Consider the following 19,025-nt stretch of genomic DNA (forward strand, 5'->3'; position numbering starts at 1 on the left):
ATGACGGAGCTGGAGATTTTCTTTTGGAATTGGTGGGAGTTAGCTTTAGTCCTTCTGGTTATAGAACTGTTAGCCCCCGGCTTCTTCTTTATGTGGTTGGCGGCTTCAGGCTTTGTAACCGGATGCCTGCTGTTACTGATACCCTCAATGAGTGTCGAATTGCAGGCATTGATTTTTTCCGTACTCTCTATTTCTGCTATCACCTTCTGGCGACTTTATGGCAAAAAATACCCCGTGATAACAGATCACCCGTTGTTAAATAAACGCGGACAGCAATACATCGGCAGGGTTTTTAGCCTATATAAGCCGATAGAAAATGGCGAAGGCAAAATAAAAGTCGATGATTCTATCTGGAAAGTTCATGGACAAGATTGCGATATTAACACCAAAGTAAGAGTTATTGCGGCTCGCGGCACCGTGTTTGATGTCGAACGAGCCGAGTAACGTCGAATAGCACTATTTTACGAGTCCTTCGCTTTCCAGAAATTAAAATATAGGAGCGGGCTTTTGCCCGCTCCTATATTGGCGATAATGTTTAATGCTCATCATCGGCTAGCCATTTATCTTCCTGCTCAACAACTACCGCTTCCTTCTTAGCTACGCTTTTATGCCAAAGCCCGTTATTTGAAAAACACGCCCAACCCCATTTCAGCCAGTTGAGCAATGACACCGCCAACCATAGCGACCAGGCCAGCATCAATAACCGGTACACGATCAGCGGAACCGAGATCAGCGTCGCAATGGGCAACGTCGCGGGGCTTCTATCCTGGTACCAGTTCAGGTTGAACGCCGAGGACTGGTTGCCGATGATCTGCATATCGGGCGAACCCAACAAACCCTGCTCGACCGCCAAAAACAGCAGGCTCAGCGAGACCAAGGTTAAGCCGCCGATAATAATTTGCACGGCATTAAAATAACGCAAGTCCGAAGCCTGCTGGGTCTTACGCCAGCCTAACAGCATTAACCACGCAATCACCAGACCTGCCGACAGCAGCGGAATCTGGCTAAGCCCTACCAACAACAAAAACCAGTGCCGGTTTCTTAAAGGCGTCAGCGGGATTTTGCCCAAACCTAGCGACACCATAAAAATAACCATCAGCACACCCCAAAATAACACAGCAGGCCCCATTTTCGGCCCCAGCGTAAATAATACCCAACGGTCCTGACCCAGGCCGATAGTCAGGTTGGCGTTGACACTCGCCGTTCCCAAGTCGACCTGCGGCGTCCTCATGATGCCGCTTATGCCGGTCGCTTCCCGCCAGCTGATTGAGACTTGCTGCTTTCCGGGATTAATCGGCAGGGTGAGCTTGCTGCCGTCCTGCCTGATCGGCTGAATCTGTCCATTGATGGCGACACTTTGCAATACCGCATTATCCGGCAGGATCAGCGTGTGCTGCGAGCCTTGCGAGCTTCTTAAGTTAAGGTTTAATTCGGCTTCCTGGCTGCGCTGTCCCGGCTTGATGCTTAAGCGGCTGTTGTCGATGGTTAGGGTTTGCCCTTCTACCGCCTCCGGCCTGGTTATTTGCAGAGTGATTTTCTCTCCGGGCCAGGGATGCCATTCAGGCAGCCACTGCCCTTCGTTATTCAGGTGGATCATCGCGATGCCGGAAGTTTCAATATGCCAGATGGGGCTTATATCCGCTTGCAACACTTCTATCCATTGCTCGGTTCGAGTGGCGACAACATCGATTTGTTCCGATTTTTCCAGCGTGGATTCCCATTGCAGTTCGGTTTGCCGGGCAGGGATATTGACCTCGACTTTGCCGTCTTTAACGCGGACGCCTGCACTGGTAACCGACTCGCCCGGCAACAAGGGCACGGCCAATACCACGGCGGAATCGGCCGGCGAAACCCGGATGATCCGGGTGATAACGCGCCAGTCCAAACCCAGTTGCAGGATGCGCTCAATCCTGACAAACGGCGGCAACGCGCCCGGCTCCAGGACGAATTCGCTTATGCGCTCTAGCGGGTCGCCTTGTTGCTGGGTTTGATTTATCCGGCTAAATTGCAGTTGATCGTCAACCTGGCTGTTTTCCTGTAGGCCGATGACTTGCCAACCGCTATTCTGAATGCTGACCCAGTTCGGTTTTAACGGTAACGGCAGCGTGAATTTGCTTAATAAGGGCACAGCTCCGCTCAGCACAACCTGATGTTCGCCTTCGCCTAAGTTAATCCACAAGCCGTTATTATCGCGATACAGCCCTGGCGCTGTTTTGCCGTCAACCAGAATTTGGTTAGGAAACCATTGCTCATATTCGGCCGGTAACGGAATCGCCACGGATTGCTGGGCATGAATCTGCAGGGCAATAGTCAGTTCCTTGTCGGTAATGGCTATTTTCATCTGCGGGATTTGCGCGCAACCCGGCAAGCAGTCGGGCGGCAGCGGTTTTTCCAGCAGGCGGCTTCTGAGTTCGTCCAGTAAAGCCTTGTCCGGAAGTTCGGCATAGGTTTTAGCTGACGGCAACGACAGCATCGGCAACAGCAAAAACCACAGCAGCAGCGGCGTTGCTGTTTTGACGGTTTTAAACTTGAATTTTTCGGCAACGCCGAACATCAGCAAGGCCAGCGCAGCGACTAGAATCACGCGGACGAAGTTCAGCAGCAGGGTCAGCGTCGGCGTTAAATACCATAAGTGCAGCTGTTGCCGGGCATCAACCGAACCGTTCCATGACAACATGACCTTGTTCCATTGCCATTGCGGCAAGCCGGGGCCGGTCTGCACTTTGGCTTTAGGGTCGATGCGGTCGAAATCGACCGCTTGGTCTGTAGCGCCGTAATGCGCTGCGGAATCGGATGGCATCGATCTTCTTAATACTTTTGCTTTCATCTCGTTAATCGCTTCAGAGGCTGGTGCCGGTACACTCATTTGTGCCACCCTTCCAAGCATACCGCTATCCTGGAAGCCGGGCATATTGATCGCTTGGTCGGATTTTTCCAGTTGCGGGTAAAGTCCGGTACGCACCTGCGTCACCATAAAAGGCAAGGTGATCATGATTAACGCCAGCCAGAAAGCATAGCGATACCAGTTGATGAATTTTAAGAACCTGCCTTGCGGTAATACCCTAATCAATGCGGTTGCGGCCAGAATATTCAGCCAGACGAATTGAGGCGCGCCCGGCTCATGCCAGATCAATACCAGTGTTACCAAGGCGAGAAAGCCCCAATAGGGATTCCACAGCCTGCCTGTTGCCAGCGCGGCAATTAACACCACAAACAAGTCCAGCAATGTCCAGCGGGAAATCCAGCTGTCAGGCACATTGTCCACGCCGCCGGCCGCCAGCAAACGCCAACCCGGCGGCAGGTTCAGTTCGGCGCTGACCGTGTGAAAATCCTGCTCCCAACCCACCGCGCTGACAGAGCTGACGGCACCGACGGCGCGGCTGTCGGCATCCAGCGTTATCGTGCCGCTTCTGACTTCAATACCTTGCTTGCCGGATTTGTCCTGGGTAATAAACTGGTTGCCGCCGTTTAAAGTCACTCTTCCCAACTGCGTTTGCGGCAGGGTATTCAGCCGCCAGCCGCGGGTCATGTTGCCGGTGATGATGTCATTGACGGTATAACCTTCGCCGTCAAAATCCAACCATAGCTTTCTGCTTAAATTGAGTTGATTCGGTTCAGGCTCCGGATCGCCACGACGTATAGTTTTAAAACCCATAGTCTGCCCTTGGTTGATTTTATAGGCCGGGAGGTTTTTCCAGTCGTCAGGCAAATTGGTCAGACTGGGATCTATGGCGCTGAGCTGTTCGATTTCAACGACGCGCAGTTGCGGACGGGCTTCAAACGACCAGATTTCCGACTCCGGCCAATGGATGCCTTGCTCAGTAGCAACGACCGGCGGTTCGGTAGAGGCGACCGGTGGTTCGGTAGAGGCGACCGGTGGTTCGGTAGGGGCGACCGGCTGGTCGCCCTTGAGCGGGAGTTCATTCAGTTCCTTGCTGTTTCTGGCCAGTATGTCGATCTGCCAGCGGCCGGGTCGCAGCTGAACCAATAACTGTCCGTCAGGTTCCAATCGGGCGGGCAACGGACTTTGCAAACTCAGCGGGATAAAACCGTCCAGCAGGGGCCTGGGCAATTTGACTTCGCGCTGCTCGCCGGAGACTTCCAGCACCAGCCGGGTTAAAACCTGCACGGGCACTTCGTCGGTGATTTTCCGAAATACTTGTATATCCAGATTGTTCTGGATATTTTCCGGTTTTTTTAGGCCTATATCGCTTTCTTTTAGCCACAGCTGTCCGTTTCTTATGGTCGGTGTCGGTATGATCGCGCCATGAATACGCAGCTCAATCAGCCCGATATCGCCGGGTACTTTTAAGTTATCAGGAATAGCGGCCCAGAAGAACTCGCCTTTAATTTGGTGCTGGCCTGCCGCCAGTTTAATCGAGGGGTCGCCGTTTTTATCCATGACCAGCGCGGTTTTGTTATCAACCGTCACATTCAGCGGCCAGTGGTTTTTATCGCCCGGCAAACTGATCCAGCTGTCCTGGTAGACTAGCCAGCTTATCGAAAAAACGCCTTTTTCGGCCGTTAAATCCAGTTGGGTTTGAGTCGGCCAGCTACAGCGTTTTTGCTCGTAACTGTTGTAGATGAAAGGGCAGACGGGTTCAGGGCTATCCTGCAACACCCAGGCTATCCAAGGTTTAAGCGGTTCCGGCACCTGTTCCGGGGTTAACGGTTTTGCCTGAGCGGCGGATGTAAAGAATGCTACGCTTAAGAATAGCCAGATTATTCGATTCATGTTGCGTTCCTGATTAGTTAATCGCGAAGACACGAAGTTTTTCATATCTTAAGTCTTAAGTTGATGCCTCCTTGCCATGGTTAGGGACTCTTTACACAATTATCTATGTGGTGCTACTCACTACCCACATTCCACTCAAGCCCATTCATTGACCCCATTTCAACAACCAGTGGGTGTGCATCAACAGGTTTTAGCAGTTGACGAATTTTTTGTTGCACATCCACAGGATTAATGGCGCGTGGACGGAGTTTTGAATGCTTCGCCGGTTGCTCAAGATGCAAGACTACTCTCAACTTACGTGAAGCCGATACTGCACGGGCTAATTGCTTTTCATCAGGGTCAGTTGCATGAATTTTTGCCGGAATGATTGCCGCCAATGTATCAAAAACCTTGTGTGCTACTTCTATTCCCAACTCGGATGGTTTTGTGCGTGGATGAAGGCGATAATCTTTAACTTCGATTAACCAAGCGGTTTTATTCAAGTCAACTGCCAGCAAATCCAACGATTTGATGCCGTTTTTTATTGTTATAAATTGATTTCGATAAAATGACCTGTCATCGTATTTGCTGACCAGCCAATCATCAGGAAAATCAAAATTTAATCCATCCACGTTAAAACGTTGCATGATCAATCGACCGCCAGAAAGCGGTCAGATTGTGCCAACTCTTCGTCTAATGCAGCTATATCGCCTATGTCGTCAACAGTAGATCCTTGATCAATGCTAACGCCATCCTGGGTTTTGTGAAGCCCAAAGAATTTTGTTTTAACCTTTTTATGGTTTTTATCAGATAGCAATATTTCAAGCTCTCGCAGCAAGAAAAGGCTGTGTGTAGCAATAAAAACTTGGATACCGGAATCGCACAAATCCAAAATACTTTTTGCTACTTGTTTTATGAGTATGGGGTTGAGATTAGCTTCAGGTTCGTCCCAGAACAGGTAGCCTTTATCCAAAAGCGCTCCCGTTGCAATCAAGCGCGCAAGCATCCCTAATTTACGCAAACCCTCGGCAACTAATGGCATTTCCATGCGACCGCTATCATTTCTTAAATAAAATCGTCCGTTTTTATCAAGTTCTATTGCTCCACCCATTGCTGATTCTAAAGGTTCAAGAAGCTCACGAATTCGTTTTTCCTTAGGGCCTCTTTGCATTAATGCACCGAGTAAAAGACAGGTATCCCGCCAGGTTTCTTCAAACTCAAGATAATGCCCTTCGTAAACCGAAATGAAATTAGGGTAGATGGTTAACAATTCACGCGTTGGCAGATACACTGGAGAAGCGTCTATCCAGGTCTCCGGTAACGTTTCAATATTGACTTCAGATTTACTGTTGGTGGCAAAATTGAATGCTATGTCCCACTCACTCTGCTCAAACGCTAAGCGAATATCGCAACGGTCACGTCCTTGTTTTCGCTTTACTAAACGGCCTAGCGATTCGGGGCGAAAATTATTGACCAACTTATCAGCCAGTCGCGATTGTAAAAATGATTTAGTGGGCGCTAACGACGTGGATTGAGCAAGCATTCCTCTCGGTTTACGTCCTTCTTCTGCGCTTACGGCTAATACCGAATAAATCATCTTAAGCAAATGGGTTTTACCGGCTCCGTTTTCGCCGATAATCACATTCAAATTCTGCCCGAATTCGAGATATGCCTCTGTAAAAACAGTCAAATTTTTGAGGGTCATCCGTTTTAGCATTGCTTTCTCTCCTCAGAAATAAACATAATTTTAACCATTTGTGGCTCTCTAATCGAGGGATAGGGCAAACACACTCACCTTTCCAAAAAATTCCTCAACAAATCATGCCCATGCTCAGTCAAAATCGACTCGGGATGAAATTGCACGCCTTCGATATCCAGCTGTTTGTGCCTTACGCCCATGATTTCATCCAGCTTTCCCGCTTCGTCCTGCGTCCAGGCGGTTATTTCCAGGCAATCAGGCAAGGTCGCCTGTTCGATGACCAGCGAATGATAACGGGTGGCTATAAACGGGTTATTAAGCCCTTTAAATACGCCTTGATTCTGATGATAAACCGGCGAGGTTTTACCGTGCATGATGCTTTTGGCATGGACGATATTGCCGCCGAATGCATAGCCGATACTTTGGTGTCCCAGACAAACACCCAGGATAGGAGTACGTCCTGCAAACTTTAAAATCGCTGCAACCGAGATACCGGCTTCCTTGGGGGTGCAGGGGCCGGGGGAAATCACCAGTTTATCGGGCGCAAGATTTTCTAGGTCTTCGATACTCACCTGATCGTTACGCACCACGGTCACGTCAGCGCCTAACTCGCCGAAATATTGCACCAGGTTGTAAGTGAACGAGTCGTAGTTATCGACCATGACCACTTTAACTGCACTCATGATTGCTCTCCGTCCAAACCTGCTTCGACCATACTCACAGCGCGGAATATTGCGCGGCCTTTATTCATGGTCTCATCCCATTCGTTTCTGGGCACTGAATCGTAAACGATACCGGCACCGGCTTGTATATGTAACATGTTGTTTTTGATGACGGCGGTTCTGATCGCGATAGCGGTATCTAGGTTGCCAGACCAGGCTATGTAGCCGACTGCGCCCGCATAAACGCCGCGCTTGACCGGTTCGAGTTCGTCGATAATTTCCATCGCGCGTATTTTCGGCGCGCCGCTGACGGTACCGGCGGGAAAAGTCGCTGCCAGTACGTCAAAGGCGTTGTCGCCTTGCTGCAATTGTCCGGTGACGTTGGAGACGATATGCATGACGTGCGAATAGCGCTCGACGATCATTTTATCGGTCAACTGCACCGTGCCGATTTCCGCGACCCGGCCCACGTCATTTCGGCCCAAGTCGATCAGCATTAAATGCTCGGCCAGCTCTTTGGGATCGGCCAACAGGTCTTTTTCCAGGGCAATATCCTGTTCCGGCGTTTCGCCGCGACGGCGGGTGCCGGCAATCGGGCGAACCGTGACCATATTGTCTTCCAGCCTGACCAGGATTTCCGGCGACGAGCCGACGATATGGAAATCGTCCAGGTTCAGGTAAAACATGTACGGCGAAGGATTCAGGCAGCGCAAGGCCCGGTATAAATTAAGCGGCGAGGCTGTGTAGGGGATGGACATGCGTTGCGATAACACCACCTGCATGATGTCGCCGTCGGTGATATATTCCTTGGCTTTCAATACCGCATCTTCAAAGCCCTGTTGGGTAAAGCCCGAGATAAAATCGGACTCTTCGACTTTTTTGTGCGTGTGGTTCTTTGTCGGCTTGACTTGCAATTCGCGCAGTTTGACGGCCAAATCATCCACCCGTGCAACCGCACGGTTATAGGCATCGGTTTCTTCAGGATTGGCGTGAGTCAGCAGCAGCATTTTCCCGGACAGGTTATCGAACACCAGCATTTCTTCCGACACCATCAGCAGGATGTCGGGATTGCCCAGCGGGTCGGGTTTTGCCGTGCCACGCAGCTTCGGCTCGATATAGCCGATGGTTTCATAGCCGAAATAGCCGACCAAGCCGCCGTTAAATCTAGGCAAGGTGTCAATATCGGGAACGTTGTAGCGTTCTTTAAACTGCTCTATCCAGATCAGCGGATTATCGTGATTGAGCGTTTCCAGCAGCTCGCCGTCTTGTTCCAGACGGATTTGATTGCCGGTAATTTTGACGATGGTAAGGCAGGGCAGGCCGATGATCGAATAACGACCCCATTGTTCGCCGCCATGCACCGATTCAAATAAATAGGAATAAGGGCCGTCAGCCAGTTTCAGGTAGGCGCTCAAAGGCGTATCCAAATCGGCCAGCACTTCGCGGCAAACCGGGATGCGGTTGTAGCCCTGCCGGGCATAATGATTGAATTGTTCTGGGGTCATGGTGTTAGGCGAATAATTGTATGTCTTCAATCACCTTGTTTAAAAGGTGAAAATGCTTGTCCAGTGAATAAATCTTACAATTCTGTTGTTTTGAATTTTGAGCAATCAGCAAATCAGGAATGCCGACGCCATTATGACCATTACTTAAACACATAGTTTGCCAGCCAATAATTTCAGCCCAGTCTATCTGTAAGGGCAATAACGTTATGTTATTGAGCAATTCAATAACTTTATATTGCTTTTTGAGGGCTAAAAAAGGAACCAACTCTGCAAGAATAATATTGTTGATAACAACCAAATTATCATCCAGCAAGCCATCTAACCCGCTCGAATTGGCGCCACTTTTAAAATAGTCTATCCAAACAGACGTATCAATCAAAACGCGCATTACGGTTTCTTAGCGTATTTATGTCTATGTCCAAATCAAATGCGCCCTTATATGATTTCAAATCCGCTACTTTATTTTTTTTAATAAGCTCCTGCAATGCTAAAACAATGACTTTAGTTTTTGTTTTAACATCGGTCAACTGCATGGCTTCTTTGATTAACTCATCGGGTAAATCAAGCGAGGTTTTCATAGACATAACTCCATATAGTGTAATTGGAATGTTGGGTTACGTTAAAGGCAACCCAACCTATAACCAATTTTTAAACTGCCTTAGCCAATTCAGCGCGCATTTCATCGATCACTTTCTTGTAATCCGGCTGGCTAAAAATCGCCGAACCGGCGACGAAAGTATCGGCGCCGGCTTCTTTAATCGAACGGATGTTGTCGGTTTTAACGCCGCCGTCGATTTCCAGACGAATATCCAAACCGCTGTCGTCAATTCTTGTTCTGACTTGACGCAGTTTATCCAGCGCTGAGGGTATGAACGACTGACCGCCAAAGCCCGGGTTAACCGACATCAACAAAATTATATCCAGTTTATCCATCACATAATCCAGGTAATGCAACGGTGTGCCTGGGTTAAATACCAGTCCAGCCTTGCAACCGCAATCTTTAATCAATTGCAGGGTGCGGTCGATATGCACAGAGGCTTCGGGATGGAAAGTAATGATACTGGCACCGGCTTTGGCAAAGTCGGGAATAAGACGGTCAACCGGCTCAACCATTAAATGCACATCAATCGGCGCGGTAACGCCATGTTTTCTCAGCGCTTCGCAAATCAAAGGCCCGATAGTCAGATTGGGCACGAAATGGTTATCCATCACATCGAAATGTACAACGTCGGCGCCCGCGTTTAAAACGTTATCAACTTCTTCACCCAGTTTTGCGAAATTGGCTGACAAAATGGAGGGAGCAATCCAGTTTTCGTTCATCTTCTGATCCTCTTAAAGTAAAAATTATTAATTATATCTTTTTTTTGCACAAACTCTTACGTTTACACTTGAGTTTATAATAGGTGCACTTGAAATCGTACGGAAAAGCTTAACTGATGAAACTGGTAACCTTTACTCATAATCACGAAACCCGCGTCGGCGCTGTCGTTGATGGCCTTGTAGTTGACGGCAAAAATAATACTAAAATCCCGGTAACCCTGCTTGAATTTCTGGGCGCAGGATCCAGGGCGCTGGATGCGATGCAGCAGCAAATCGACAGTGGCAACGACCGTATCGCGCTGGATCAGGTCAAGCTGCATGCGCCGGTGCCCAGGCCGGGCAAGTATCTGGGTATCAGCCTGAACTATGCCGACCATATCGAAGAAACCGGTCGGGATAAGCCGGAATATCCCAGTTTTTTCACCAAACAAAGTACCTGCGTGATCGGGCCTGGCGATGCGATACACCGGCCTAAAGTCTCCGATAAGCTGGATTATGAAGGCGAACTGGCGTTTGTTATCGGCACACGTTGTCGGCATGTGCCTGTCGATAAGGCTCACCAAGTCATTGCCGGATTTACTATTGCCAATGATGTGTCGGTGCGCGACTGGCAGTTTCGTTCGCCGACCTTTACGCTGGGCAAATCATTCGATACCCATGGCCCGCTGGGGCCGTGGCTAGTGACTTCCGATGAAATCGCCGATCCGCATAACCTGGATCTTAAAACCTGGGTTGGCGACGAACTGCGGCAACAGGCCAATACCGGACAGATGATTTTCAACTGCTATGAAATGGTCGCCTATTTATCGCAAGCGATGACGCTGGAACCGGGCGATGTGATTGCCACCGGCACACCGGCCGGGGTCGGCGTAAAAATGAAACCGCGCGGTTATCTGTTGCCGGGACAAACCGCCCGAATCGAAATTGAGGGCATCGGAACGCTGATTAATCCGGTTATTGAGGAACCGGATGATTTTAGTTAACGCCTACATTTGCGAATAATCACGCTCGCCAAACAACGCGGTGCCGATTCTGACGATGGTCGAGCCTTCGGCTATCGCGGCTGTTAAATCGCCGGTCATACCCAATGAGAAGGTATCCAACTCGGGTTGCCCCAATTTTGCAACGGCCTGATAAAGTATTTTATAGGGCCGGCGTTGTTGCTCAAAATCCTGTTGCGGCGCGGGAATGGCCATGACGCCGCGTAATTTGAGATTCGGCAGTTTGGCGACTAACTCGCACAATGGCGGCAATTCGGCCAAGGTAATGCCGGACTTGCTGGGTTCATCACTGATATTGACTTGCAGGCAAATATTTAACAGCGGCAAATGAGACGGGCGCTGTTCGCTAAGGCGTCGGGCTATTTTTAAACTGTCCACACTGTGTACCCAGTCAAAGTGGGTCGCCAACGCCTTGGTTTTATTGGATTGTATCGGGCCGATAAAATGCCAGGTAATAGCGTAAGCACCCAGTTCCTGTTGTTTTTTCAATGCTTCCTGCAAATAGTTTTCGCCAAAATGACGCTGCCCAAATTGATAGGCACAGGCAATCGCTTCGGATGGCTTGGTTTTGCTGACCGCCAATAACAGCACCGATCCGGGCTGACGGTTATAGGCTAGTTCGGCATCGTTGATTTGCGAGCGTATTTGTTTGAGTCTTTGCGCTAGGGTTGCCATGGTTTTTCCTCGGTTATTCGTCGGTTATTATAGTGTTTGCTGTTCATTGTCGGTTTTTTTAATCATTATTTCATGGCGATCTATCGGTAAGCGGCTGGCTAACAGCATTTGCCAGACGGCTAACACAACATCACCGTTTCAAAAAAACAACCCGATGATCTATGGTATAAAGATATTTTTATTTTTTGTCTTCCTGAGGATGTTATGGATATTGCCGAATTACTGGCTTTTTCAGCTAAAAACAAAGCGTCGGATTTACATTTATCGGCGGGACTCCCGCCTATGATCAGGATTGATGGCGATATTCGCCGGATCAATATTCCTGCTTTGGATCATAAAGAAGTGCATGCGCTGATTTATGACATTATGAATGACAAGCAACGCAAGGATTATGAGGAGTTTTTGGAAACCGATTTTTCATTCGAATTACCCGGTGTTGCCCGGTTTCGTGTTAACGCATTTAATCAGGAGCGTGGCGCCGCCGCTGTATTTAGAACGATTCCCTCGGTCATCATGAGTCTGGAAGAGTTGAAAGCGCCCAAGTTTTTTGAAGAATTATGCCAAAAACCACGCGGCATGGTTCTGGTGACCGGCCCTACCGGCTCCGGCAAGTCAACGACGCTGGCGGCGATGATTAATCATATTAACTGCAATGATTATGCGCACATACTGACCGTAGAGGACCCTATCGAGTTTGTTCATGAGAGCCAAAAATCGTTGATTAACCAACGGGAAATCAAGCGCGACACCCACGGCTTTGCTGAAGCGTTGCGTTCAGCGCTACGGGAAGATCCCGACATTATTCTGGTCGGTGAAATGCGCGACCTGGAAACCATCCGTCTGGCAATGACGGCGGCGGAAACCGGCCACCTTGTGTTCGGCACTTTGCATACCACGTCTGCCGCAAAAACCATCGACCGTATTATCGACGTATTTCCTGCCGCCGAAAAAGACATGGTTCGATCCATGCTGTCTGAATCATTACAGGCGGTTATTTCGCAAACCCTGCTGAAGAAAATCGGCGGCGGGCGTGTTGCCGCCCATGAAATCATGGTGGGTACAGCGGCGATTAGAAACCTGATCCGTGAAGCCAAAGTAGCGCAAATGTATTCTGCGATTCAAACCGGCCGCAAGGACGGCATGCAGACGCTAGACCAAAATATGAAAGAGCTGGTTGATAAAGGTATCATTACTGCAAAAAGCGCCATGGATAAAGCGGTGAATAAGGATATGTTCCGTTGAGGAATGAAAATTAAATAACCCGAACACATGATAAAATTATTCTATTTGACACCCAGCGAGAACCTATGACTGCTCCAGAAGCGCTATACCAATCAACACTGTCGTCTTTAAAGCTCAGAGCACGCGGCAAAGTGCGCGATATTTACGACATTGACGACAAACACATGCTGATTGTGACCACCGACCGGCTGTCTGCATTCGATGTGATTTTGCCTGACCCTATCCCTGGCAAAGGCCGGGTTTTAACCAGCGTATCCAATTTCTGGTTTGAAAAAATGAAGCACGTTATGCCCAATCACCTGTCTGACATTCCGCTGGAACAAGTCGTTCCCGATGCCGCCGAGCGCGCACAGATTGAAGGCCGCGCTATCGTCGTTAAATTGTTAAAACCGCTGCCGGTTGAAGCGATTGTGCGCGGTTACCTGATCGGCTCCGGCTGGAAAGATTATCAAAAGTCAGGCGCTATCTGCGGCATTAAACTGCCCGAAGGTTTACAGCAGGCACAGCAATTACCGGAACCCATTTATACGCCGTCCACAAAAGCCGAAGTGGATCAGCATGATGAAAACGTCTCTTTTGACAAAACCGTCGAATTGATGGGCCGGGAGTTGGCCGGAAAAGTACGCGACGCCAGCCTGAAGCTGTACAAGGAAGCCGCCGCCTACGCCAAAGAACGGGGCATTATTATTGCCGATACTAAATTTGAATTCGGCGTCGACGATGACGGCGTTTTATACCTGATCGATGAAGCTTTAACACCAGATTCATCACGCTTCTGGCCTGCCGATCAATATCGGGTCGGCATCAGTCCGCCCAGTTTCGACAAGCAGTATATCCGTGATTACCTGGAAACGCTGGACTGGGATAAAACCGCGCCAGGCCCGCATTTGCCTGCTGAAGTGGCCGAGTACTGCGCGGCAAAATACCGCGAAGCGGAAGTCAAGCTAACGCAGGGATAATTTTTAAACAGGCACTCAAGCTCCCCATTCGTGGCTGGCCGCGCATGGGGAGATTATCAGCCGGATATTGATCCGGCAACATCAAAAAATGGTCTCAATTGAAGCCGACATTGACCGTCCTGTTTCGACCCGAAACCACCCTTCAGAAGTAATTCCTAATTGTTCGTTTTATAGAGCGCCCTGCCCCACGCCCGTCGGCGGCTAAAGCAGTGGCTGTCCTATCTATTTAGAGACCGTTAAGAAACCATTAACAAAACACTTTTAAGATTGATCCTGCTCGTTTGAAGCTGTCATGAATGAAGGGCTAATAAAAGCTCAATTCAAAACAATTTAATACATCATATCTCCGGATCAATATCATGAATCGTAACCACATTTTTAACAAAGCGTTAAATCTGACACATCAAGAAATCAATAGGAAAGTTGCTATTCATGAAGCTGGGCACGCAGCAGCTATTTATCTCGGCAACAAACAAAAAAAATTACCACCGATCTTTTTTCAGATTTTTATAACTTCGGTGAATGATGATTTTCAATCATCACGGTTTTCTAGTAAATCTGACACTAAATATATTGCCAACATAGACGGTGGCCGCTTAATTCATACATTGCCCTCATCAATTGAAGAAACAACAGACGGCTTTTCTTTAGCCCAGAAAATTGCTTATCAATGCGCTTTTGAAGCGGATATGATCAATATCCTGGCCGGACCTTTGGCTGAAGCAAAATATATCGCACAACGGGACAGAGAACTGATTAACTCTGGTCTCATACAGTTAAATGACCTGCATTACTTTGGCGGCACTTCCGATTTAGAAAAAATCCGCGAATATCTTGAATGCTTTATTGCAAATTCAGCGCTGAGAGAACAAAAAATCACCGCGTTATTTTTGGCGGCATTCAGCTTCGTTAATGAAAGGTCAAATTGGCGGGCAATTACCGCGTTGGCGGACTATATTGTCAGTGAAGGCAAAAGCGTCATAGAATGCAACGAAATTATCGACGTTCTGGAAACGGCTAATAATGAACCAACCGTTTAGGTTTTCGATCTAGCTCCGGTTAAATTCAAACTATTGAGCTGTGCGTACGACCGGTCAAATGCTTTAACCTTAAGCCCGTTACCAGCAATGTTGCGCCGTAAATGGCCAAGCCTAAGCCTATCCATTTCATCAAATTGATCACGCGCGCTGTCGAATCCCAGTCATTCCACCAGGCCGTATCGACAAAATAAAAGAGGCCTGCCGCCATGGCTGCACCGGCCAGAGAGATTCTGGCAACAAACAACCACCAGCCGTTAGCCGGTTGATACACCTTGTCTTTGTGCAATTTTATCAGCAACAAGGCCGCGTTAAAAAAAGCGCCCAAGGATGTCGCTAAAGCTAGCCCCGCATGTGCCAGCGGGAAAACCAGCGCTAGATTCAGGCCTAGACTGACTAGCATCGCGTAAACCCCGTAGCGTACCGGCGTTTTCATGTCGCCGCGCGAGGTAAACCCCGGCACCAGTACTTTAATCAGAATAAAGCCCAGCAAACCCAATGCATACGCCTTCAGGCTCTGCCCTGCCAAATGCACATCGCTGACGCCGAATTCATTATATTGGAACAGTGTCGACAGCATTGGCTCAGCCAGTATCACCAAGCCAATGGTGGCGGGCAAGCCTACCAGAACAACCCAGCGCAAGCCCCAATCCAGCGCATTTGAAAAAGTTGCCGTATCTTCTGCTGCATGACTTTTGGATAAATTCGGCAAAATAACCGTTGCCAGCGCAATACCCAAAATGCCTAATGGAAATTCCACCAGTCGATCGGAATAATACAGCCAGGACACGCTGCCTACGGTTAAGAATGAGGCTATCAAGGTATCCAGCAACAAGTTGATCTGCGTCACCGAGACGCTAAATATCGCCGGTAGCATCAGACTTATAATCCTTTTAACGCCCGAGTCATCAAAACCTAATCTAGGTCTAGGCAACAGACCCAAGCGCATCAACGCGGGGAACTGAAACAACAGCTGCACGATGCCCGCCGCAAAAACGCCCCACGCTAAAGCCGTAACCGGCACCTCCATCAACGGTGCCAGCCAGATGGCGGCGGCAATCATGCAGATATTCAGAAAAACCGGCGTTAATGCGGGGATCGCAAATTGTCCGTGCGCATTTAAAATGCCTCCGGCAAAAGCCACTAACGCGATAAAAAACAAGTACGGAAAGGTAATTTGTAACAGTTGCACGGACAGCTCGTGCTGAGTTCCTTGCCACATAAAACCGGGGGCCAGCAGCATGATAAGCACCGGAGCGGCAACGACGCCGATCACCGTAATCAGCAGTAAAAAAACGGACAGGGTTCCGGCGGTTTTATCGATAAACTGTTTCAATGCGACTTTGCTGCCACGTTCTTTGCAATCGGACAGCACCGGAACAAAAGCATGTGCAAAAGCGCCCTCGGCAAATAATCGCCGCAAAAAATTGGGAATCTTGAACGCCACAAAAAAGGCATCGGTTGCCGAATCCACGCCGAAAATATGCGCAATCAACATATCTCGGATAAATCCGAGTATACGCGAGATCAGAGTCATGCTGCCGACAGCTACTGCGGATTTGAAAAGTTGCCTGCTCAATGCTACTCCTGCTGTGTTGCGTTAAAAACGTTTGACAAAATTACCACTTCTAATGATAATACACGGTTTAATTAACTTACCACAAGAATCGAGACACTATGGCTAATACAGCACAAGCTAAAAAGCGTGCGCGACAAGCGGAAAAAAGCCGTATTCGCAACGCAGGACAACGTAGCAACTTACGCACCTTCATTAAAAAAATCATTGCCGCAGTTAAACTTGGCGACAAAGAAAAAGCGCAAGCCGCATACAATACTGCCGTTCCGATTATCGATTCAGCAGTTACCAAAGGCATTATTCACAAGAATAAAGCCGCACGCGGTAAAAGCAGACTGAATGCAAAAGTAAAAGCTATCGCTTAACAGCTTTAGCCTTACTCAATAAAAAAGGCCGGACTCATTGAGTTACGGCCTTTTTTATTGCCTAGCTAATCACACTAAATCAGCACCAGATTATCCCGATGTATCAGCTCTGCGTCATCGAAATAGCCCAGAATACCTTCAAATTCAGAACTGCTCCTGCCCGCTATTAATTGGGCATCGCCATTGCCGTAGTTAACCAGTCCACGCGCAACTTCAAAACCGGCTTCATCGACACAAGAAACCAACTCGCCACGCCCGAACCGGCCCGACACTGCTTTAACGCCGACCGCCAGCAGGCTTTTGCCTTCGTTTTTTAACATCATGACTGCGCCCGCATCCAGAACCAATCGCCCTTTGATCTGCAACTGCCCGGCAAGCCAACGTTTTCTGGCCACCATGGGCTCTATGTCAGGTAATAAATAGGTGCCCAACTCGGCCCCGGCAATTACCGCAGTAATAACATTATCGACCGCGCCCGCAGCAATCACTGTTGCCGCTCCGGATCGGGATGCCAGCCGCGCAGCTCGAACTTTGGTGCACATGCCGCCTCGACCCAAGCCGCTGCGACTATCGCCGGCCATGACATCCAGCCGGTCATCGTTAACACTGATCTCGGAAATAAGTTTCGCATCAGGATGCAAGCCGGGATCGCCGGTAAACAAGCCCTGCTGGTCGGTCAGAATAATCAGCAGCTCGGCCTCGACCAGATTCGCCACCAATGCAGCCAGCGTATCATTATCGCCAAAGCGAATTTCTTCGGTCGCAACTGCATCATTTTCATTAATAACCGGCACTACACCAAACTTCAGCAAGGTCAGCAACGTGCTTCTGGCGTTTAAATAGCGCTGCCGGTTCGATAAATCGTCATGCGTTAATAGCACCTGCGCCGCATGCAACTGATGCCGCTGAAAATTATCGTCAAAAACGCGCACCAAGCCCATTTGCCCCACCGATGCCGCAGCCTGTAGCTCATGCAAGGTCTTGGGTCGCACTTTCATGCCCAAGCGACACATGCCTTCTGCGACGGAACCCGAAGAAACCAGTATCACATCGATAGATTGCCGCCTTAAACCGGCCATCTGCTCAACCCAGGCTGCAATGGAGGCTTTATCAAGCCCCCGTCCACCCTTGGTTAACAAAGAGCTGCCTATTTTGACGACAACCCGCTTAACCTTGGCAAAATCAGCCCTGCTCACTTTTTTCCCGCCGCTGCTGTTCCAAAAAGCTCATGATGGCGAACATCAGCTCTCGGGTACCGCTGCCGTTAATGGCTGCAATTTTAAATACCGGACCAGTCCATTCCAGCTCATCGACAATAGCCTGGCATCGCTCGTCGACGTCATCAGCAGGCAGACGGTCTATCTTATTCAGCACCAGCCAACGTGGTTTGGCGGCCAGTTCATCGCTCCATTTTTCGACTTCATGAATGATTTTTTTAGCCGCCTGTACCGGCGACTCCATGCTTTCGTAAGGTTCGACATCAATCAGATGCAACAACAATCCGGTACGCAGCAAATGCTTTAAAAACTGCAAGCCGAGACCCGCACCTTCAGCCGCACCTTCAATCACACCGGGAATATCGGCAATAACAAAACTGCGCAAATCGTCAACCCTAACCACGCCCAGATTGGGATGCAAGGTTGTAAAAGGATAGTCGGCAACCTTGGGCGTTGCCGCCGATACCGAGCGTATCAAGCTGGATTTCCCGGCATTGGGCATACCCAGCAAACCGACATCGGCAATCAACGTCAGCTCCAGATTAAGCCTGCGATGCTCGCCCTCACTACCTTTACTGGCCTTTTGCGGCGCTCTATTAATACTGCTTTTAAAACGCGTATTGCCTAAACCATGAAACCCGCCTTGAGCAACCAGCAGCGTTTGATCGACTCTGGTTAAATCACCTATGACCTCACCTGTTTCCGCATCAGAAACCTGGGTCCCTAGCGGTACCGGCACATAGCAATCATCGCCTTTTCTGCCGGTGCAATTTCGACTCATCCCCCTTTGTCCGCGCTCCGCCCTGTGTACGGCATGATAGCGAAAATCCACCAGGGTATTTACATTCTCTGCTGCAATCAGATAAACACTGCCGCCATCGCCGCCATCGCCGCCATCCGGACCGCCCATAGGAATGTATTTCTCGCGCCGAAAGCCGATAGTACCATTGCCGCCATCGCCCGCTTCTACGCGAACTTCTGCTTCATCAACAAATCTCATAAATCACACGCCGCCAAACTTAAAACTCAACCGATAAAAACAAAAAAAGCCCC

The 19,025-nt window shown here is 49.1% G+C and carries 18 protein-coding genes; 6 read left to right on the forward strand and 12 right to left on the reverse strand.

The annotated features are described in order from the left end of the window. Positions 1-444 carry an NfeD family protein gene (locus ABXJ76_RS17805; RefSeq protein ID WP_432742517.1) on the forward strand — a complete coding sequence of 148 codons (444 nt, stop codon included), beginning with the start codon at positions 1-3 and terminating at the stop codon, positions 442-444. Between the two features lie 91 nt (positions 445-535). On the opposite strand, the gene ABXJ76_RS17810 is transcribed toward ABXJ76_RS17805, so the two are convergent. The 8 genes from ABXJ76_RS17810 to rpe all read right to left on the reverse strand — a co-directional run bounded on the left by ABXJ76_RS17810 (position 536) and on the right by rpe (position 9,900). Further along, a complete protein-coding gene (locus ABXJ76_RS17810) occupies positions 536-4,735 on the reverse strand; it encodes a hypothetical protein (protein ID WP_432742519.1) in 4,200 nt (1,399 codons plus the stop codon). Between the two features lie 113 nt (positions 4,736-4,848). Further along, positions 4,849-5,361 carry a hypothetical protein gene (locus ABXJ76_RS17815; protein WP_432742521.1) on the reverse strand — a complete coding sequence of 171 codons (513 nt, stop codon included), beginning with the start codon at positions 5,359-5,361 and terminating at the stop codon, positions 4,849-4,851. A 2-nt stretch (positions 5,362-5,363) separates the two neighbouring features. Beyond that, on the reverse strand, positions 5,364-6,431 hold the full coding sequence (locus tag ABXJ76_RS17820; RefSeq protein ID WP_432742523.1) for an AAA family ATPase: 1,068 nt from the start codon (positions 6,429-6,431) through the stop codon (positions 5,364-5,366). 74 nt (positions 6,432-6,505) lie between these two features. Beyond that, on the reverse strand, positions 6,506-7,096 hold the full coding sequence (locus tag ABXJ76_RS17825; RefSeq protein WP_432742526.1) for an anthranilate synthase component II: 591 nt from the start codon (positions 7,094-7,096) through the stop codon (positions 6,506-6,508). Beyond that, positions 7,093-8,580 carry an anthranilate synthase component I gene (gene trpE / locus ABXJ76_RS17830; protein ID WP_432742528.1) on the reverse strand — a complete coding sequence of 496 codons (1,488 nt, stop codon included), beginning with the start codon at positions 8,578-8,580 and terminating at the stop codon, positions 7,093-7,095. The genes ABXJ76_RS17825 and trpE overlap by 4 nt, the downstream gene beginning before the upstream one ends. Before the next feature lie 4 nt (positions 8,581-8,584). After that, positions 8,585-8,968, reverse strand: coding sequence for a PIN domain-containing protein (locus ABXJ76_RS17835; RefSeq protein ID WP_432742530.1), 384 nt, complete (start codon positions 8,966-8,968; stop codon positions 8,585-8,587). Continuing rightward, entirely contained in the window at positions 8,952-9,158 is a 207-nt protein-coding gene (locus ABXJ76_RS17840) for a type II toxin-antitoxin system VapB family antitoxin (RefSeq protein ID WP_432742532.1), read from the reverse strand. Before ABXJ76_RS17840 ends, ABXJ76_RS17835 begins: the two co-directional genes overlap by 17 nt. Positions 9,159-9,228: 70 nt before the next feature. Continuing rightward, positions 9,229-9,900 carry a ribulose-phosphate 3-epimerase gene (gene rpe / locus ABXJ76_RS17845; RefSeq protein ID WP_432742534.1) on the reverse strand — a complete coding sequence of 224 codons (672 nt, stop codon included), beginning with the start codon at positions 9,898-9,900 and terminating at the stop codon, positions 9,229-9,231. Positions 9,901-10,016: 116 nt separating this feature from the next. On the opposite strand from rpe, the gene ABXJ76_RS17850 reads away from it, so the two are divergent. Next, positions 10,017-10,883: a fumarylacetoacetate hydrolase family protein gene (locus ABXJ76_RS17850; protein ID WP_432742536.1), complete on the forward strand. Its 867-nt coding sequence runs from the start codon at positions 10,017-10,019 to the stop codon at positions 10,881-10,883. Positions 10,884-10,886: 3 nt separating this feature from the next. Here the strand turns inward: ABXJ76_RS17850 and ABXJ76_RS17855 are convergent, their stop codons facing one another. Further along, positions 10,887-11,576, reverse strand: a complete 690-nt coding sequence (locus ABXJ76_RS17855; RefSeq protein WP_432742538.1) for a YggS family pyridoxal phosphate-dependent enzyme — start codon at positions 11,574-11,576, stop codon at positions 10,887-10,889. Positions 11,577-11,780: 204 nt separating this feature from the next. On the opposite strand from ABXJ76_RS17855, the gene ABXJ76_RS17860 reads away from it, so the two are divergent. The 3 genes from ABXJ76_RS17860 to ABXJ76_RS17870 all read left to right on the forward strand — a co-directional run bounded on the left by ABXJ76_RS17860 (position 11,781) and on the right by ABXJ76_RS17870 (position 14,817). After that, positions 11,781-12,818 (forward strand): type IV pilus twitching motility protein PilT, encoded by a 1,038-nt coding sequence (locus ABXJ76_RS17860; protein ID WP_432742540.1) that lies wholly within the window; start codon positions 11,781-11,783, stop codon positions 12,816-12,818. 65 nt (positions 12,819-12,883) lie between these two features. Then, a complete protein-coding gene (locus ABXJ76_RS17865; RefSeq protein ID WP_432742542.1) occupies positions 12,884-13,777 on the forward strand; it encodes a phosphoribosylaminoimidazolesuccinocarboxamide synthase in 894 nt (297 codons plus the stop codon). A gap of 359 nt (positions 13,778-14,136) precedes the next feature. Beyond that, a complete protein-coding gene (locus ABXJ76_RS17870) occupies positions 14,137-14,817 on the forward strand; it encodes a hypothetical protein (RefSeq protein ID WP_432742544.1) in 681 nt (226 codons plus the stop codon). Between the two features lie 25 nt (positions 14,818-14,842). Here the strand turns inward: ABXJ76_RS17870 and murJ are convergent, their stop codons facing one another. Then, positions 14,843-16,393 (reverse strand): murein biosynthesis integral membrane protein MurJ, encoded by a 1,551-nt coding sequence (murJ, locus tag ABXJ76_RS17875; protein WP_432742546.1) that lies wholly within the window; start codon positions 16,391-16,393, stop codon positions 14,843-14,845. A 98-nt stretch (positions 16,394-16,491) separates the two neighbouring features. Between murJ and rpsT the strand changes: the two genes are divergently transcribed. Then, complete coding sequence (gene rpsT / locus ABXJ76_RS17880; RefSeq protein ID WP_006890844.1) at positions 16,492-16,755, forward strand: 30S ribosomal protein S20; 264 nt, start codon at positions 16,492-16,494, stop codon at positions 16,753-16,755. Between the two features lie 74 nt (positions 16,756-16,829). On the opposite strand, the gene proB is transcribed toward rpsT, so the two are convergent. Together proB and cgtA are read right to left on the reverse strand one after the other, a co-directional pair. Beyond that, positions 16,830-17,951 carry a glutamate 5-kinase gene (proB, locus tag ABXJ76_RS17885; protein ID WP_432742548.1) on the reverse strand — a complete coding sequence of 374 codons (1,122 nt, stop codon included), beginning with the start codon at positions 17,949-17,951 and terminating at the stop codon, positions 16,830-16,832. Then, positions 17,938-18,972, reverse strand: a complete 1,035-nt coding sequence (cgtA, locus tag ABXJ76_RS17890) for an Obg family GTPase CgtA (RefSeq protein ID WP_432742550.1) — start codon at positions 18,970-18,972, stop codon at positions 17,938-17,940. The genes proB and cgtA overlap by 14 nt, the downstream gene beginning before the upstream one ends. Positions 18,973-19,025: the final 53 nt, after the last annotated feature.

Origin of the sequence: Methylobacter arcticus (assembly GCF_050917435.1) — a bacterium.
GTDB classification, from domain to species: Bacteria; Pseudomonadota; Gammaproteobacteria; order Methylococcales; family Methylomonadaceae; genus Methylobacter_A; species Methylobacter_A titanis.